General features: G+C 70.5%; 15 protein-coding genes. 6 read left to right on the top strand and 9 right to left on the bottom strand.

Annotated elements, in window-relative coordinates; genetic code table 11:
- Positions 1-67: 67 nt before the first annotated feature.
- The 3 genes from OG257_RS11695 to OG257_RS11685 all read right to left on the bottom strand — a co-directional run bounded on the left by OG257_RS11695 (position 68) and on the right by OG257_RS11685 (position 4,061).
- A complete protein-coding gene (locus OG257_RS11695; protein ID WP_329207057.1) occupies positions 68-1,183 on the bottom strand; it encodes a chitinase in 1,116 nt (371 codons plus the stop codon).
- A 225-nt stretch (positions 1,184-1,408) separates the two neighbouring features.
- Complete coding sequence (locus OG257_RS11690; protein WP_443054559.1) at positions 1,409-2,503, bottom strand: cellulose-binding domain-containing protein; 1,095 nt, start codon at positions 2,501-2,503, stop codon at positions 1,409-1,411.
- 187 nt (positions 2,504-2,690) lie between these two features.
- The gene (locus tag OG257_RS11685) at positions 2,691-4,061 is read right to left on the bottom strand and encodes a cellulase family glycosylhydrolase (RefSeq protein ID WP_329207054.1); all 1,371 of its coding nucleotides are present in this window, start codon (positions 4,059-4,061) and stop codon (positions 2,691-2,693) included.
- 659 nt (positions 4,062-4,720) lie between these two features.
- Between OG257_RS11685 and OG257_RS11680 the strand changes: the two genes are divergently transcribed.
- Entirely contained in the window at positions 4,721-4,954 is a 234-nt protein-coding gene (locus OG257_RS11680) for a hypothetical protein (RefSeq protein ID WP_329207052.1), read from the top strand.
- A 108-nt stretch (positions 4,955-5,062) separates the two neighbouring features.
- Positions 5,063-6,100, top strand: a complete 1,038-nt coding sequence (locus tag OG257_RS11675; RefSeq protein ID WP_329207051.1) for an RNA polymerase sigma factor — start codon at positions 5,063-5,065, stop codon at positions 6,098-6,100.
- A gap of 4 nt (positions 6,101-6,104) precedes the next feature.
- Here the strand turns inward: OG257_RS11675 and OG257_RS11670 are convergent, their stop codons facing one another.
- Both OG257_RS11670 and OG257_RS11665 read right to left on the bottom strand, forming a co-directional pair.
- Positions 6,105-6,356: a DUF397 domain-containing protein gene (locus OG257_RS11670; RefSeq protein ID WP_329207049.1), complete on the bottom strand. Its 252-nt coding sequence runs from the start codon at positions 6,354-6,356 to the stop codon at positions 6,105-6,107.
- Between the two features lie 3 nt (positions 6,357-6,359).
- Positions 6,360-7,178: a helix-turn-helix domain-containing protein gene (locus tag OG257_RS11665; protein ID WP_329207047.1), complete on the bottom strand. Its 819-nt coding sequence runs from the start codon at positions 7,176-7,178 to the stop codon at positions 6,360-6,362.
- Positions 7,179-7,289: 111 nt separating this feature from the next.
- Between OG257_RS11665 and OG257_RS11660 the strand changes: the two genes are divergently transcribed.
- The 3 genes from OG257_RS11660 to OG257_RS11650 are packed head-to-tail and all read left to right on the top strand — an operon-like array spanning position 7,290 to position 9,421.
- Complete coding sequence (locus tag OG257_RS11660; RefSeq protein ID WP_329207045.1) at positions 7,290-7,736, top strand: ATP-binding protein; 447 nt, start codon at positions 7,290-7,292, stop codon at positions 7,734-7,736.
- Between the two features lie 15 nt (positions 7,737-7,751).
- Positions 7,752-8,792, top strand: coding sequence for an NAD(P)/FAD-dependent oxidoreductase (locus OG257_RS11655; protein WP_329207043.1), 1,041 nt, complete (start codon positions 7,752-7,754; stop codon positions 8,790-8,792).
- Entirely contained in the window at positions 8,789-9,421 is a 633-nt protein-coding gene (locus tag OG257_RS11650; RefSeq protein ID WP_329207041.1) for an SAM-dependent methyltransferase, read from the top strand. The genes OG257_RS11655 and OG257_RS11650 overlap by 4 nt, the downstream gene beginning before the upstream one ends.
- A gap of 86 nt (positions 9,422-9,507) precedes the next feature.
- Here OG257_RS11650 and OG257_RS11645 read toward each other — a convergent pair whose 3' ends face one another.
- Positions 9,508-10,125: a YceI family protein gene (locus OG257_RS11645; RefSeq protein WP_329207039.1), complete on the bottom strand. Its 618-nt coding sequence runs from the start codon at positions 10,123-10,125 to the stop codon at positions 9,508-9,510.
- 254 nt (positions 10,126-10,379) lie between these two features.
- Here OG257_RS11645 and OG257_RS11640 point away from each other — a divergent pair, with 254 nt between their 5' ends.
- Complete coding sequence (locus OG257_RS11640; RefSeq protein ID WP_329207038.1) at positions 10,380-10,901, top strand: hypothetical protein; 522 nt, start codon at positions 10,380-10,382, stop codon at positions 10,899-10,901.
- 59 nt (positions 10,902-10,960) lie between these two features.
- On the opposite strand, the gene OG257_RS11635 is transcribed toward OG257_RS11640, so the two are convergent.
- The 3 genes from OG257_RS11635 to OG257_RS11625 all read right to left on the bottom strand — a co-directional run bounded on the left by OG257_RS11635 (position 10,961) and on the right by OG257_RS11625 (position 15,512).
- Complete coding sequence (locus OG257_RS11635; protein ID WP_329207036.1) at positions 10,961-12,181, bottom strand: cysteine desulfurase-like protein; 1,221 nt, start codon at positions 12,179-12,181, stop codon at positions 10,961-10,963.
- Between the two features lie 150 nt (positions 12,182-12,331).
- Positions 12,332-14,080: an amidohydrolase gene (locus OG257_RS11630; RefSeq protein ID WP_329207034.1), complete on the bottom strand. Its 1,749-nt coding sequence runs from the start codon at positions 14,078-14,080 to the stop codon at positions 12,332-12,334.
- Between the two features lie 205 nt (positions 14,081-14,285).
- Positions 14,286-15,512 carry a glycoside hydrolase family 64 protein gene (locus tag OG257_RS11625; RefSeq protein ID WP_329207032.1) on the bottom strand — a complete coding sequence of 409 codons (1,227 nt, stop codon included), beginning with the start codon at positions 15,510-15,512 and terminating at the stop codon, positions 14,286-14,288.
- Between the last annotated feature and the right edge of the window lie 61 nt (positions 15,513-15,573).

Genomic DNA, 15,573 nt, shown 5'->3' with positions numbered 1-15,573 from the left:
CGGCCTGATCCGAACGAAAGACCCCGGCCGCCGGTCGGGCGCCTGTCGGAGACGGGGCGGGACCGGCTCAACGCCCCTGCAGTGCCTTGACGTTGTCGCCGAAGGTCCAGCCGCGCGACCCGTCCCAGTTGATCGACCACGTCATCAGCCCCTTGAGGCCGCTGATGCCGTTCCACGCCTGGGACACGAGCGAGGGCGCCATGTAGCCGCCACCTGCTCCCGACTGGGCGGGCAGACCGGGTACCTGCTTGTCGTACGGCACCCTGATGGTCGTGCCCTGCACGACGAGGCCCCGGTCCAGACAGTCGGTCTGGGCGGTGAAGCCCTGCACGGTGCCGGCCTCGTAGGAGTCGCCGGAGCACCCGTACATGCTGCCGTTGTAGTACTGCATGTTCAGCCACCACAGCCTGCCGTTGTCGGCGTACTTCTTGATGACCGGCAGATAGGCGCCCCAGATCGAGCCGTAGACGACGCTGCCGCCGGTGACGTAGGCGGTCTCGGGGGCCATGGTCAGGCCGAACCCGGCGGGCATGGCGGCGAGGACCCCGTCGATGATCCGGATCAGGTTGGACTGCGAGGGCGAGAGCGTGCTGATGTTGCCGCTGCCGATGAGGCCGGTCTCGATGTCGATGTCGATGCCGTCGAAGTTGTGCGTCTTGAGGATCGGCACCACGGTCTCCACGAAGCGGTCGGCCACCGCCGTGGAGCTGAGGTCGATGCCGGCCGTCGCGCCGCCGATGGACAGCAGGGTGGTGAGCCCCGCCTCCTTCGCCTGGCACATCTCGGTCGGCGTGGGCACCTTGACGGTGGCGTCCATGCCGTCCTCCCACAGCACGGTGCCGTCCGAGCGGATGACCGGGAAGGCCGCGTTCACGACGTTGTAGCCGTGCTGGGGGATGCGCGGATCGGCGATCGAGGTCCAGCCGAACGGCGGGTGGACGCCGTTGGCTGCTCCGTCCCAGTTCTCCCAGTACCCCTGGAGCACCTTGCCCTGCGGCCGGGCCTTCAGGGCGCAGGTGGCGGCGGCCGGGGACGCGGAGTTCGCGGAGGGCGCCCCGGTGGCGGCGGATGCGGCCGGTGCCGTGCCGATCAGCGCCTGGGCGGCTCCCGCGGCCGCCAGCGCGACAGCCAGAAGCCGGGTGGTGCACGTGTTTCTTGCCTTGCGTCGCGACAGTCGAGGCATGGGGGCCCTTTCTGTGGGCTGCGCCGAGGGCACAGTGGGGGGATGCGGGGGCCGGCGGCACGCTGCGGTCTAGACCAACTCTGAGGCTAGTCCTGCCGGTTGGGCATGTCCATACCAATGTTGTCCCGTGGGCTGCGGGCCGAGCCCGGCCCCGAAGGCGGCTCACGCAAACGAGGGAACACCGGGGCAGACGCAGTCGTCCCCGGTGTTCCGGTCGGTGGACCGTCAGCAGCCGATGGGAGCGGAGCCGACGGTCACATCGTCGAACCACAGGGTGTCGTCGCCCGTCCCGTAGCTCTCCCACCCCAGGCGCAGGGCCGTGGGCCGGGGCGGTGCGGTGCGGGCGAGCCACTGCTGGTCGATGTCCTGTGTGGGGACACCGTCGGCGTGCAGGCCCGGAATCTGCTCGTCGCCGAGCCAGGTGTCGAGACCGGGGGCCGTCGTGTCGATCGCGAACCGCAGGCACTGCCAGCTTCCCGTCGGCAGCGGCCTGCTCAGCGCCACGCCGACCGGGCTCTGCGCCGGCAGTGTGGCGTCGTCGCTCTCCCGGTTCCACTGCAGGGCGCCGTTCTGGCCCCCGACGCGCAGGCTCCGCCCGGCCTGGGAGCTGTCGGGCAGGGAGACGAAAGTGACGTGGGCGGCGGGGAGCGCGGTGGTGTGCCTCACCCACATGCGTACGTACATCACCGGACCCACCGAGGACAGGTCCGCGGTGGAGGCGACGAAGGCGTGGTTGCAGTAGCCGGTCCCGCCGTCGATCCGCAGCGACCTGCCGCCGCTGTGCGCGACCACGGTGTCGACAGCAGCCGTGCCGGTGCCCTGGCAGTCGGGTGCGGTGAACTGCCAGGCGCCGGACGGAGCGGGGCCGGTCTGGTCCTCGAAGTCGGAACAGATCACTGCGCTGCCGCAGTCCGCGGCGGGCGGGGTCGTGGGCGGCGGGGTCGTCGGGGGAGTGGTCGTGGGGGGAGTGGTCGGCGGCGGGGTGCCGTCACCGCCGCAGGGCGTGCCGTTGAGGCTGAAGTCACTGGGTGCGGGGTCGGCCGAGCGCCAGGTCCCCTGCAGGCCGAAGTCGGCCGTGCCACCCGTGGCCAGCGTGCCGTTCCAGCCGGAACCCACGGCGACGACGGAGCTCCCGGTCTGGGTGACGCTCGCGTTCCACGCCGAAGTCACCTGCTGGTCGCCGGTGTAGGTCCAGTTCAGACGCCAGCCGTCCAGTGCCGGGCCGAGATTCGTGACCTTGATCTGGGCGGTGTAGCCGCCCGTCCACTTGTTCACGGTGTAGTCGACCCGGCAGCCGGACTCCGCGCCGCTCGCGGACATCGCCGTGAAGCCGGACGCCAGCAGCACGACGGCCGTGAGGACCGCCGTCCACCGCCTGTGCAGTAATCGTGGGAGAAGGACGCGCACGTGTGCCTCCGAGGCAGGGGGTGAGGGGGTGCGGAAGGGTGACGGGAGCGGTTCCCGTCACCGGGGCGGGGCTCCGGCCCGGCCGGAGCCCCGTCGGACGTCAGCCGGTGGGGAAGCTGTCGGGAGTGCTGATCCGGTTCTTGAGCAGCGCCCCGGACTCGGTCAGCACACCACTGCTGCTGTAGTCGCTGCCGGCGCAGGTGCCGGGCCGGAGGGCCGCACTGCTCTCGGGGGCGTCGGAGTAGGTCCAGTTCGCGTAGCTGATCTTCAGCTGATCGAGCAGGTTCAGCCAGGCCGTGGTGCTCGCCGCGTCCATCGCTCCACCGCCGGTGGCGCTCACCGTGCCGAACTCGGTCACGAACAGCGGCAGTTGTGAAGCCGCCCGGCTCACCGTGGTGCGGTAGTTGTCCTTGTGGCTCGCCGCGTAGAAGTGGAACGCGTACATGATGTTGGTGGCATTGACGGGATTGCTGACGACCTCGCTCTCGTTGGAGCCGTCCGAGACTCCCAGCGATGACCAGCCGCGGGTTCCGACGATGACGACGGCATCCGGGTCGGCGGCCCGGATCACCGGGATGACCTGCTCGGCGTAGTTCTTGATGGCCGACCAGCTCACGCCGTTGGGCTCATTGGCGATCTCGTAGATCACGTTCTTCTTGTCGGCGTTGCGGGCGGCGACGGAGGCGAAGAACGTCTTCGCACGTTCGAGGTTGAAGTTCGGGTCGCCCGGCGTCAGGGTGTGGAAATCGATCAGGGCGTACATGCCGCGGGCCTCGGCCATGTCGACGAGGCCGTTCACGCGGCTGGTGAAGCCCGCCGGGTCGGTCTCGTAGCCGTCCTCCTGCACATACATGGCGATGCGCAGCAGGTCCGACTTCCAGTCCTTCGCCAATGCGTCCAGGGACGCGGCGTTGTAGCACTCGCTGAACCACTGGATGCCGTGCGTGCTCATGCCCCGCAGCTGTATGGGGCGGTTGTACTGGTTGCACAGGTTCACGCCGCAGACGTGGAGCGGGCCGTTGATGTCCACGGGGGTGCCGTCGGCCGGGACGGGCGGTGGCTCCTCGGTGGCACCCGTACAGGCGACGCCGTTGAGCGTGAACGCCGTGGGTTTCGGGTTGGCGCCCGTGAAGGTACCCGTGAAGCCCACGTCGGCCGCCGCGCCCGTGGCCAGCGTGCGGTTCCAGTCGACGCCGACGGCGGTGACCGTGGAACCGGACTGCGACCAGGTGGCGTTCCAGCCCTGGGCGATCTTCTGCCCCGCGTCCGGCAGGGCGAACCCGAGGGTCCATCCCGTGACGGGGGCGCCCAGGTTGGTGATCTTCACTCCGGCCTGGAAGCCGCCCGTCCACTGGCTGGTGACTGTGTAATCGACCCTGCAGCCGGTCGCGGCCGCCGCCTGGGGGGCGATCGCGGCCGTGAGGCCCAGGACTGTCGCGCAGGTCGCCAGTAAGGCGAGCAGGCGTTTCATGGCGTTCCTCCTCGTGCGAAGCGGGAAGAGCGGTGGGAGCGCTCCCATTGCCTATCGGCCCGAGAACGTACACCGCGCGCCGATGCGCGTACAGACATGCGGCGAAGAGTGGTACGGGAGGCGCGGCACCGCGGAACCGGTGCTCGTCCGCCGGACCGGCCGGGGGCCGGTCGGCGGGTCACCGCGGCCGAGACCCGTCCGCGGGCCCGGAATCAGGCCCCCGACCGAGCTTCCGGCGGGCGGGCCCGGATCGTCTGCGGCAGATCTGCACACCGTGTCCGCAGGTGGCGGGGCGCGCCCCGCGGCTTTCCGGGTGCGGACCGGATCCGTCACGTCGGCGGCCGACAATGTCCCTTTCGTGGCGGATCGAAAATTCGGCCGCCGGAACGTCCGTCGGTCGGGAAAGTGAAGAATCTGCACCGGTCCATGGAGCAATGTGACCGTGCTGTCCCGTCGATACCCGAGGGCAATTCGCGGGACGGCTGAAGGCTGGCCCCGCAACGCCCTCACGTGCTTACATCCCTCACATCGCGCCGCGGTGAAGTTCGCCGCCTTCGGGCGCAAGGCGAGGCTTCGGTATTCGCGGCAGCGGCAAGGGCCTTTCGCTATTGCGGAGTTGGCTCCAGTCATTCGGAATTGATGCGAAGGGAATTCACATGATGAGCTCCGCCCCCCAGGTACAGACCCAGGAAATCTCCGACGCGGACCTGGACGCCGTGTCCGGCGGCCTCGCCGGCGCGGCTTCGCTCGAGGCGCCGCTCGTCGGCGGCATCACCGGTGCGGTCGGCGCCGACCTGGGCGCGCTGCCGCTCGCGGGCAGCCTCTCGGGCGCCCTCGGTGGCAACGTGCTCGGCGTCGCCGGGCTCGGCTCCGCCGCGACTCTCGCGGTCTGATCCGGCGCTGAGCCCGTATGCCCCGACACCTGCCAGGTCGCGGGGCATAGGGGCCGCACCGTGATCCATGCACATCGGACCGGAAACCATGGACCAGAGGTTCTGAACGTGAGCGATCCCCGTGCCGCTCGTCGTCCGGACGGCCAGGGCAACCGGTGGGAGCTCGTCTGGAGTCACCGGGACGAACTGCTGGAGATCGCGCGCAGTCGCTCATCGAGCGCCGAAGAGGCCGAGGACGCCGTTCAGGAAGCGATGATCCGCGCGGTGGAGGACCCTGACGTCCAGCTCGGCCGGGTGCGCTCGTGGCTCAGGCTCGCGACCGTACGCGCATGCGCCGACCGTCACCGCGAGGTCGCCCGCGACCGGGAGTTGGGCAGGAGCCTCTCCGCCGTTCCGGTCGAGCCCTTCCTGGTCGAGGAGGTGGCATGCGACCGGGCGGAGGCCAGATGGCTGGCCGCCCGCACCGCGGAGGTGCTGCCCGCCCGCCAGGTGCAGGCGCTGCGGCTCCAGGCGCAGGACCTCGACGTCGGACAGGTGGCCCGGACCATGGGACTGAGCTACCGGGCGACCGAGTCACTGCTCGCCAGAGCCAGGCGGTCGCTGCGCAACGTCCTGGCCGGGAGCCTCACGCTGGCCGCGACCGTGTGGATGTGCGCACGCAGATTTCCCCGTACGGGCGTCGCCCAGTCCGCGGGGGCGACATCGGCGGCGATGACGCTCGCCGTGGCGGGAGCGGTTCTGCCGGCCGGGCCCCTCGACCGGCCGGACGGCCTGCCTTCCGGGAGCAGGCCCGAAGCTGTGGTGGCGCGTGCCGCCCCGGCCGTGGAGTTCCCCGCTCCCCGCGCTCGGGCACGTCCTCACGGGGCATCCCCCTCGCCGGACCCGCATCGCATCGACCGGGCGCTCCAGGGCGCCTCGCGATCCGTTCCGGAGGAGCCGCCGAGGACCCACGAGCCGTCGGGCACGGTGACCGTGGAGATATCGATCGAATCCGGCGCACCGGTTCCGGCACTGCCGTCTGTGGCCACGCCCACGTCATTGCCGTCACTGCCGGTGGACGCGTCAGATGTCCGTCGTCCGGAAGCACCCTCGGTACCGTCCGACTTCACCACCGCCACGTTGGGCGGCACGTTCGATCTGCGCTGAAGTGCTAGGCCGCGGCGCTGACGAACGCGGACCAGGCGGCCGGGCGCACGGTGAGGACCGGGCCGTCGGCGACCTTGGAGTCGCGGATGTGTACGGCGGCGGGGTGGGCGGAGACCTCGATGCAGTTGCCGCCCTCGCTACCGCTGTAGCTGGACTTGCGCCAGTCGTAGGCGACTTCGAGGCAGTCGCCGCCTTCGCTCGCGCTGTAGCTGGACTTGAACCACGTGAGGGGTGCGGCGTGTGCTGCGCGAGGCATGACTCACTCTCCAAGCAGGTCGTCCAGCAGGCGCATGCTCTCCTCGGGGGAAAGTGCCTGCGAACGCAGCATCCCATATTTCTGTTGCAGCACACTGACCTCGTCGAGATCGTCGATCAGGACGCTGACCCGTTGCCCCTCCACGTAGGCCAGTTGATCGTGATCGGGGGTTTCCAGCAGGACCATGGGACCGTCGAGGGCGGCGTGAGTCTCCCGGTCAGTGGGCATGATCTGCAGTCCCAGGAAGGGGAGTTCGGCGCAGCGGCGCAGGTGCTGAATCTGCTCGCGCAGCACGGAGCGTCCTCCGAGAGGGCGGGTCAGGATGCTCTCCTCGATCAGGAAGCTGGCCATCGGCCGGGGCCTGCGGTCGAACATGCGCTGCCGGTCGAGCCGTGCAGCGACCCGCTCCTCCAGCTCGTCGTCCTCCAGGGGCGGATAGAGGCTGACGAAGACGGCGCGGGCGTACTCCTCCGTCTGAAGCTGCCCAGGCACCACCTGGTTCTCGTACGACAGCAGCGTCACCGCCTCCTGCTCGTACTCCACGAAGTCCTGCACGAACGCCGGAAACCGCTCCCTCTGCGGCACCTTCGCCACCGCGACCCGTAACACCCCCTTGGTGTCCAGCAGTTCGTCCAGCTGCGCCGCGAAGTCCGCCTGGAGCGGCCGGCGGCCCTGTTCGATCGAGGCGATCGTGTCCTCGCCCACGCGGAAGCGGTCGGCCAGCGACGCCTGCGTCAGCCGGGCCGCCTTGCGGAACGTGGCCAGCTGCGCGCCGATCACGTGCCAGGACGTGACCCGCTTGTTCCTCTTTGCCGAGTGCATGCTGTGCCCCTCCCCGTACGCGACCCCGCCGGACCCGTCAGCACCCGTACAAACTCGGTGTACGACCTGACGCGCTGATCAACCCTAGTGACGTTCTGTGACAGTCGTCCCGTGAATGAATCAACTCAACTCCTCTGCTTCCGCGAGGCGTTCTACCGCCGTGAGCGCAGGTCGATCCCTCTCGCACGGCAGTTCGTGCGTGCGACGCTGCTCGACTGGGCGTGCGGGGTGCCCGTCGACGACGTACTGCTCTGCGTGAGCGAACTCGCCACCAACGCGCTGGTGCACGGCGTCCCGCCCGGCCGTGGATTCCGGGTCCGGCTCTCCTGGGAGCGAGTGCTCAGGGTCGAGGTCCACGACAGCGGGGGCGGCGAGGTCCAGGAGGGGGCGGACCCTGCCCCGTACGCGGAGTACGGGCGCGGGCTCGTGCTCGTCGGGGCGCTCGCCGACGCATGGGGGGTGGGGGAGCGGAGTCCGGGGAAGACCGTCTGGTGCGAGTTTGCCGCTTCGGCAAGCAAGCTTGTCGAAACGGGGCCGGGCGCGCACCATCTGCCGTAGATGGAGGTGTTTCGCATGAGTGGCAAGAATCAGCGTTACGACGTGGTCGTGGTGGGTGGCGGGACCGCAGGCCTGAGCGGGGCCCTGGCCCTGGCCAGGGCGCGGCGTTCCGTGCTCGTGATCGACGCGGGCAGCCCGCGCAACGCACCCGCGTCCCACGTGCACAACTACCTGGGCCGGGAGGGCACCCCGCCCTCGGAGCTGCTGGCCATCGGCCGGGCGGAGGCCTCCGGGTACGGGGCCGAGATCGTCGAGGGCGAGGCCGTTGCGGCCGAGAAGCTCCCCGACGGCGGATTCCGGGTCGTACGGGAGGACGGGAGCACCGTCGAGGCGCGCCGGCTGCTGGTGACCACCGGGCTGGTCGATGAACTGCCGCAGGTGGACGGTCTGGCCGAGCGCTGGGGTCACGAGGTGCTGCACTGCCCGTACTGCCACGGCTGGGAGGTACGGGACCGCGCGATCGGCATCCTGGCCGTGAGCCCGATGGCCGTGCACCAGGCACTGCTCTGGCGGCAGTGGAGCGAGGACGTGGTGCTGTTCCGGCACCTCCGGTCCGACTTCACCGACGAGGAGTACGAGCAGCTGGCCGCGCGCGGCATCGCCGTCGTGGACGGCGAGGTGACCGGGCTGGACGTGGAGGAGGACCGGCTCACCGGAGTGCGGTTGGCCGGCGGCACGGTGATCCCGCGCGAGGTGCTCGTGGTCCAGCCGCGCTTCACCGCGCGCTCCGGGGTCCTGGAGAGCCTCGGCCTCGTGCCCACCGCGATGGAGATGGGCGACCACCTCATCGGCACCTACATCGCGGCCGATCCGGCCGGTGCGACCGAGGTACCCGGGGTGTGGGTGGCCGGTAACGTCGCCAACCTCATGGAGCAGGTGATCGGCGCCGCCAACGCGGGGCTGAAGGCGGGGTCGGCCATGAACGCGGACCTCGTCACCGAGGACACCGGCCGCGCGGTCGCCGCCCGGCGGGAACCCTTCTCGGCGGAGGCCGAGCGCAAGGTGACCGAGCGCGTGCTCGGGGACCGCCGTCACGGACTGCAGGAGACACGATGACCGACGACACCACCCGGACCGACGCCGAACTCTGGGACGACCGGTACCGCGAGAGCCACCGGATCTGGAGCGGGAACCCCAACACCGCTCTGGTCCGTGAAGTGGACGGCCTGAAGCCGGGGCGCGCCCTCGACCTCGGCTGCGGCGAGGGCGCCGACGCGGTCTGGCTCGCCCGGTGGGGCTGGACGGTCACCGCCACCGACATCTCGCGGGTCGCTCTGGACCGGGCGGCCGGACATGCGGCCGAGGCAGGCGTGGCGGACCGGATCGACTGGCAGTGGCACGACCTGGGGGCCTCGTTCCCGGAGGGGGAGTATGACCTGGTCTCCGCCCAGTTCCTGCACTCCATGGGTGATCTGCCGCGCGAGCGGATCCTGCGGCAGGCGGCCTCGGTGGTCGCGCCCGGTGGCGTACTCCTGATCGTCGGGCACGCGGGCTTCCCCGCCTGGGAGCACGACCACCCGGATGTGCAGTTGCCGACCACGGACGAGGTGCTCGCCTCCCTCGAACTCCCGGACGGGGAGTGGGAGGTGCTGGTCAGCGCGGAGCACGAGCGGATCCAGAACGACCCGGACGGGAACCCCACCACCCGCACGGACAACGCGCTGAAGGTGCGCCGCACCGTGTGACCGGAGGCCCCGGACGCCGAGCGCCCGCCCTCCTCCCCCGTGGGGGAGCGAAGGCGGGCGCGCTCGGTTCAGGATCTCCGTACGGTTCAGGCCTGCGGGGCGGCCTTGATCGCGGAGATGTCGAAGTTCAGCTTGACCTTGTCGCTGACCATCACGCCGCCGGTCTCCAGCGCCGCGTTCCAGGTCAGGCCCCAGTCGGAGCGCAGGATGTCGGTGCTGCCCTCGAAGCCCACGCGCTCGTTGCCGTAGACGTCGGTGGCGGAGCCGTTGAACTCCAGGTCGATGGCGAGCGGACGCGTGACGTCCTTGATGGTGAGGTCGCCGGTGACGCGGTACTTGTCGCCGCCGAGCTGCTCGGCCGTGGTGGACCGGAAGGTCATGAGGGGGAACTTCTCGGCCTCGAAGAAGTCGCCGCTGACCAGGTGGCCGTCACGGTCGGAGATGCCGGTGTCGACACTCGCGATCTTGACGTCGATGGAGGCGGAGGAGTTCGCCGGGTCGGTGCCGTCCAGCTGCAGGGTGCCCTCGTGCTCACCGAAGGAGCCGCGCACGTTGGTGACCATGGCGTGGCGCACGGTGAAGCCGATGCTGCTGTGCGCCGGGTCGATCGCGTAGGTGCCGGTCAGGGCGGCCAGTGCGGGGTCCACCGCGAGGGTGGCGGTGGTGGACGGGGCGTCGTTGTTCTTGCGGTTGAACAGAGCCATGGCTCCTCCTCGGGGACGTGTTCAGGCGAGTGGCTGTCGAAGTTCTTGTTTAACCTTCAACGAGATTGACTGTAGACCAATGTGGTTCGAAATTCAACAACAAGGGTCCAGGCCCTTCCGAAAGCCGCTCCGCATGCTTTTCGGTCACGCGGCACCTCTGGCGGACGCGCGTAGAACCGGGCAGGATCTCCCTGCTCGCCCCGCACGGCAGCTCGCTCATCCCCCGTTTTGTCATGAGCAGGAGGAATCCCCCCATGCTGACCCGTCCCGTACTCCGCTCGGCCCTGACCGCCCTCGCCCTCGTCCTCGGTGTGCTCTTCGCACCCGGCGTCGGCGTGATCGGCGGCGCGACCGAGGCCCACGCCGTCACCAAGCTGACCCACTCCCAGGCCACCTCCCGCTTCAGCTCCTCCGGGATCACCTGGTCCTCGTCCGGCGGCTGCTCCAACCGGAACGTCTCCACCTGTACGTCCTTCGACCAGCTCAACCTCACCAGCGCCCAGGGCGCCCAGACGCTCAAGAGCGCCACGGGATGCGGGCTCAACATCACCGGCGGCACCGAGACCGGGCACGCCAGTGGCACGTACTCGCACTGGAACGGCTACAAGCTCGACTTCGGCAAGACCACCTGCCTGACGAACTACGTGAAGAGCGCGTTCACCTACATCGGCGTGCGCGGCGACGGAGCACCCCAGTACCAGTCCGGATCCGGCAACGTCTACGCGGACGAGGGCAACCACTGGGACGTGACGTACTACAACTGCGGCGGCTGCTGATCCCGCACACACAGGTGCCCCCGTCCGGCGGGACGGGGGCACCGTGCGTCCGGGGACGCTCAGGCGTCGGCGGGGTGGGCGGTGAGGAACGCGGCCAGGGCGTCCAGCAGCCGGTCGGCGTCCTCGGCGCTGCTGTACGGCGCGAGGCCGATCCGCAGCCCGCCGCCGTCGCCCAGACCCAGATGACGCGAGGCCTCCAGGGCGTAGAAGGAGCCGGCCGGAGCGTCGACCCCGTGCTCGGCCAGATACCGCGAGGCCAGCGCGGCCGAGCGGCCCGGGAACGTCAGCAGCAGGGTCGGTGTGCGCAGGGCAGCCCGCGAGTGCACGGTGATCCCGTCGAGGGCGGCCAGCCCGGTCTCGATACGGGCCCGCAGGGCGTCCTCGTGCGCCTCGATCTCCTCGAAGGCGGCGAGCAGCCGCTCCCGCCGGGTGCCCCCGGTGCCGGGAGCCAGCGAGGCGATGAAGTCCACCGCGGCGCGGGCGGCGGCCAGGAGCTCGTACGGGAGGGTGCCCAGCTCCAGGCGCTCCGGGATCGCGTCGGTGGACGGCAGGAGCTTGTCGGGCCGCAGGGTCTCCAGCAGTTCGGGCCGGCTCGCCAGCACGCCCATGTGCGGACCGAGGAACTTGTACGGCGAGCAGACCAGGAAGTCCGCGCCGACTGCGGTCAGGTCGACGGCCGCGTGAGCCGTGTAGTGCACGGCGTCGACGTGCAGCAGTGCGCCGGCGCGGTGGACGAGCCCGGCGATGGCGGGCAGGTCGGGGCGGGTGCCGACGAGGTTGGATGCGCCGGTGACGGCGACCAGCCGGGTCCGCTCGCCGAGTACGGCGGCGACGTGGCCGGGCGTCAGCTCCGCGGTCGCGGGGTCGAACTCGGCCCACCGGACCGTCGCGCCCACCGCCTCGGCGGCCTGGATCCAGGGGCGGATGTTGGAGTCGTGGTCGAGACGGCTGACCACCACCTCGTCACCGGGCCCCCAGTCCTTGGCCAGGGTGCGTGAGAGGTCGTAGGTGAGCTGCGTCGAGCTGCGGCCGAACACGATGCCGCGCGGCTCGGCCCCCAGGAGGTCGGCCAGCGCGGACCGGGCCCCGGCCACGATGGCCTCCGCGTTGCGCTCGCCCTCGTTCTGCGTGCCCCGGACGGCGAGCGGGTTCGCCAGCGCGTCGACGATCGCGTCGATGACCGGCTGGGGCGTCTGGGTGCCGCCGGGCGCGTCGAAGCGGGCCGACCCGGACTTCAGGGCCGGGATCTGCGCGCGGACTGCGTGGACGTCGAAGGGCATGCGTTCTCCTGGAACATGGCTGCGGACCAGCTGGGGAGGCGGCGCACGGGTACGGGCCCCCGGACAGGATCCTGCCCCGCGCCGGTACGCGGCGCGCAGCCGGGTGCCCGGCAGCCGCTCGGGGCCGCCGGGCACCCGGCCCGTCACGTGTCAGGTCTGCGGCGGCAACGCCGGCCCGAGCGAGGAGAACTTCTCCTTGCTGATCACCCGGCGCGGCGGCCAGGTGATGTTCTCCGGCGGCCAGCTCTGTCCCGTCCTCTTCAGGAACCAGGCCGGCGGCTCGTACATCGGGGGCTCGTACCCGTCCGGCAGTGCCGTCTTCCAGGCCACGTCCTTGCGCCGCTTCTCGAACTCCTCCGTGACCCCGCGCAGCAGCTCCGGCTTCACCAGCAGGTCGACAGCCGTCGCGGCCAGATAGGCGGCGGCGGCCTTGACGGCCGCGTGGGCGGGCGCCGCCCCCGCGCAGGAGGCGGTCGACCAGGTGTGCATCTTCGACCCTATGGGGGCCAGCGCGGCACCCATCGAGACGGTCGGAACCTGCCAGCTGATATCGGCCACATCGGTGGAGCCGCCCCCCAGGAACACCGGGTTGGGCGGCGACAGCTCACCGATCTTGTCGTGCAGACCGCTCTGCGGCAGCCCCAGCGAGCCCTGGAGCTCCTTGGCCAGCCGCTGGGCCTCCGCGGAGAACTTCGGCGGCCCGATCTGCCGCATGTTGTCGTACATCAGCTCGGCGAAGGCCTTCGAGGGGAGCTGGTTCCAGCAGGCCGAGGTGATCCTGTGCCGCACCGAGGTGCGGCTGGCGGTCGCAGCCGCCTCCGAGACGGCGATGACCTTCTCCAGCAGCGACTGGACCCGCTCGACGCTCCCCTCCCGCACGTAGTAGGAGATCTCCGCGATCTCCGGCGTCACGTTCGGGATGTCGCCGCCGTTGTTGATCACCCAGTGCAGCCGGGCGGAGGACGCCATGCTCTCCTCGCGGAGGAACTCCGACATGGTCGCCATCATCACGGCCGCGTCCAGCGCGCTCTTGTTGCCGAGCGGGGTGCCTCCGTGGCCCGCGACGCCGAGGAAGGTGAAGGTGACGGCCGTCATCGCGTTGGAGGTGCCCCAGCCGGTGGCGTTGCCGGTGGAGGGGTGCCAGTCGAGGAACGCGTCGAGTCCGTCGTACACGCCCCGGCTGACGGCGTAGGTCTTGCCGATCAGCTGTTCCTCGGCGGTCGAGCCGAAGAACTTCACGGTCACGTCGAGCTTGTGGCTCCGGGAGGCCTCCGCGACCGCGGCCGCCGCCGCCGCGGCCGCCGCGCCCAGGGCGCAGTGGCCGCAGCCGTGACCGGGTCCGTAACTCGGGGCGAAGGGGTCGTGGACGTACTCCTTCGGATCGTGCTCGCCCACCCCCTTGTTCTGGGACAGGCCCGGCAGTGCGTCGTACTCGCCGCTGAAACCGATGGCCGGACCGCCCTTGCCACGGGTGTACGTGGCGGTGAACGCGGTCGGGAAGCCGGCCGTGCCGAACTCGATGTCGAAGCCGGCCCGGCGCAGGAAGTCGGCCTGGGCGATGGAGGAGTTCCACTCCCGCAGGCTCAGCTCGGCGTGCTCCCAGATCTCGTCGTTCAGACCGGTGATCCGTGACGCGTTCCGCTCTATCCAGCCGAGCGCGGTCCGCTTGGCCGGCGAATCCTGGGCGAGCCCCTCGGGCGGTGTGTAGGCGGTGCCCGCCGCCGTCAGGCCCGCGGCCTCGTCGGAGGCCGCCGCCATCGCCGGATCGGCGGATGCCGCAACCGCCGTGGTGGCGATTCCGGCGGCTCCGAGCAGCTGCATGATCCGGCGGCGGCTGAGCCCGTCACCGGCCGCGTGGATCTCATGGTCGTGCTCGCTGGGATCGTGCAAGTCACACACGGGCGCCTCCGGCCGATGGCATATACAAGTATGGGTGCCGGGCACTCTCCATTCCGGATGTTGCGAAGTCAAGAGGTCCGCGTATCTCTGGAGTTACACGTTCCGGTTGTCGGGACGGCGTCCGGGCCGCCGGCAGGGCAGGAGTCCGGGCCGCCCGCCGTGTGGGGGACGGCGGGCGGCCCGGGGTCCTGGGGCAGGGCTCCGGTCAGGAACCGACGCTCACCGTGAAGCGCCGCGGGTTGCCGTCGTGGGCAGCCCCGGAGACGTCCGGCTGGCCGTCCGGGCGTACGTCGTCGTACGGGAACGCGTACCCGATCGGGGAGTTCGCGTGGACGACGCGCGACCAGTGATTGGTGACCGCGCCCTTGTAGTAGTCCGCCACCGTGGTGCCGTTGGGCTGCTGGGGGTGGCTGAGCATGATCGAGCGGTTGAAGCCCGCTGCGATCCTCGCCAGCAGTGCCTTCTTGTCGTCGGAGTCACCCGGGTTGTTCGTGAAGGGCCCGTGGTTGCAGGTGAAGATGTCCTTCGACGTCGGCTTGACGAAGGTGTGACCGCCCTCGAACGTCAGGGTGTCGCCACTGACCCGGCCCGCGAGCGTGCCCCGGCCGCCCTGGAGGTCGATCCGCAGGTCGGTGGAGCGGTACTTCTCCCAGACCTCGTCGATCTGAGCCGTGAACAGATCCCGGAACGGCATCTCGTTCGGCCGGTCGAAGAACGGCGCCATCAGGTTCTGCGGCGAGACGACCCGCAGGACCTTCCCGTCCGAGCCGCGCGTCACCAGCTTGTCCCACGGCTGTCCGTCGGCGGCGGCCTGCGCCGTCAGGTCGTCGGCGATGCGCTGCACCGCGCCGTCCGGGAGCGGTGCCACGGTGTGCGTGGTGTCGCCCTCCAGGGTCAGGCCGATCGGCAGCGCGGTCACCAGGTCGACGTAGCTGATGTTGGCGTAGATCTGCTGCGGGTTGAACGTGAACTCGCAGAACGACCAGGTCCGCCCGTAGTTCGGGTCGGTGGGCGTCGCGAACGCCGGCTCGACCAGCGAGGGGCCGGGGTTGAGGTAGAAGTCCAGCTTGTCGTCGCGCACGAAGTAGACCCGGGCCCCGTACATCTGAGGCAGCGTCAGCACGACGGGCCCGGCGCCCGCGGGCTTCAGCGGGATGGCGCAGTCCACCGGGAGCGGGGTCTGCGGTGCACCCGGGGAGTCCGGGTGGTAGACGCTGCCGTCGGCCCGCAGCAGCACCCAGCGGTCGGTGCCCTGCTCGTGGCCGGTGACGTACGCGTGCACCGTGCCCGGCAACGAGCGGTTCTCCAGGGCGAGTTCGCACGTCGCCGGTGCGGCCGACGTGCGCGGGCTCAGGGCGCTGCCCCAGAGCGGATAGGTGAGCGCGGTCGCGGAGGCGGCTGCGCCCGTCAGGAACATTCTGCGCGAAATCATGAAGAACTCCCGAGGTGTGGGGGCCGCAGACGGAGTCATGGGGTGGTGGAGAGGGAGGCGT

The sequence above is a fragment of the Streptomyces sp. NBC_00683 genome (genome assembly GCF_036226745.1).
GTDB lineage: Bacteria > Actinomycetota > Actinomycetes > Streptomycetales > Streptomycetaceae > Streptomyces.
This window is presented reverse-complemented; position numbering and strand designations above follow the sequence as displayed.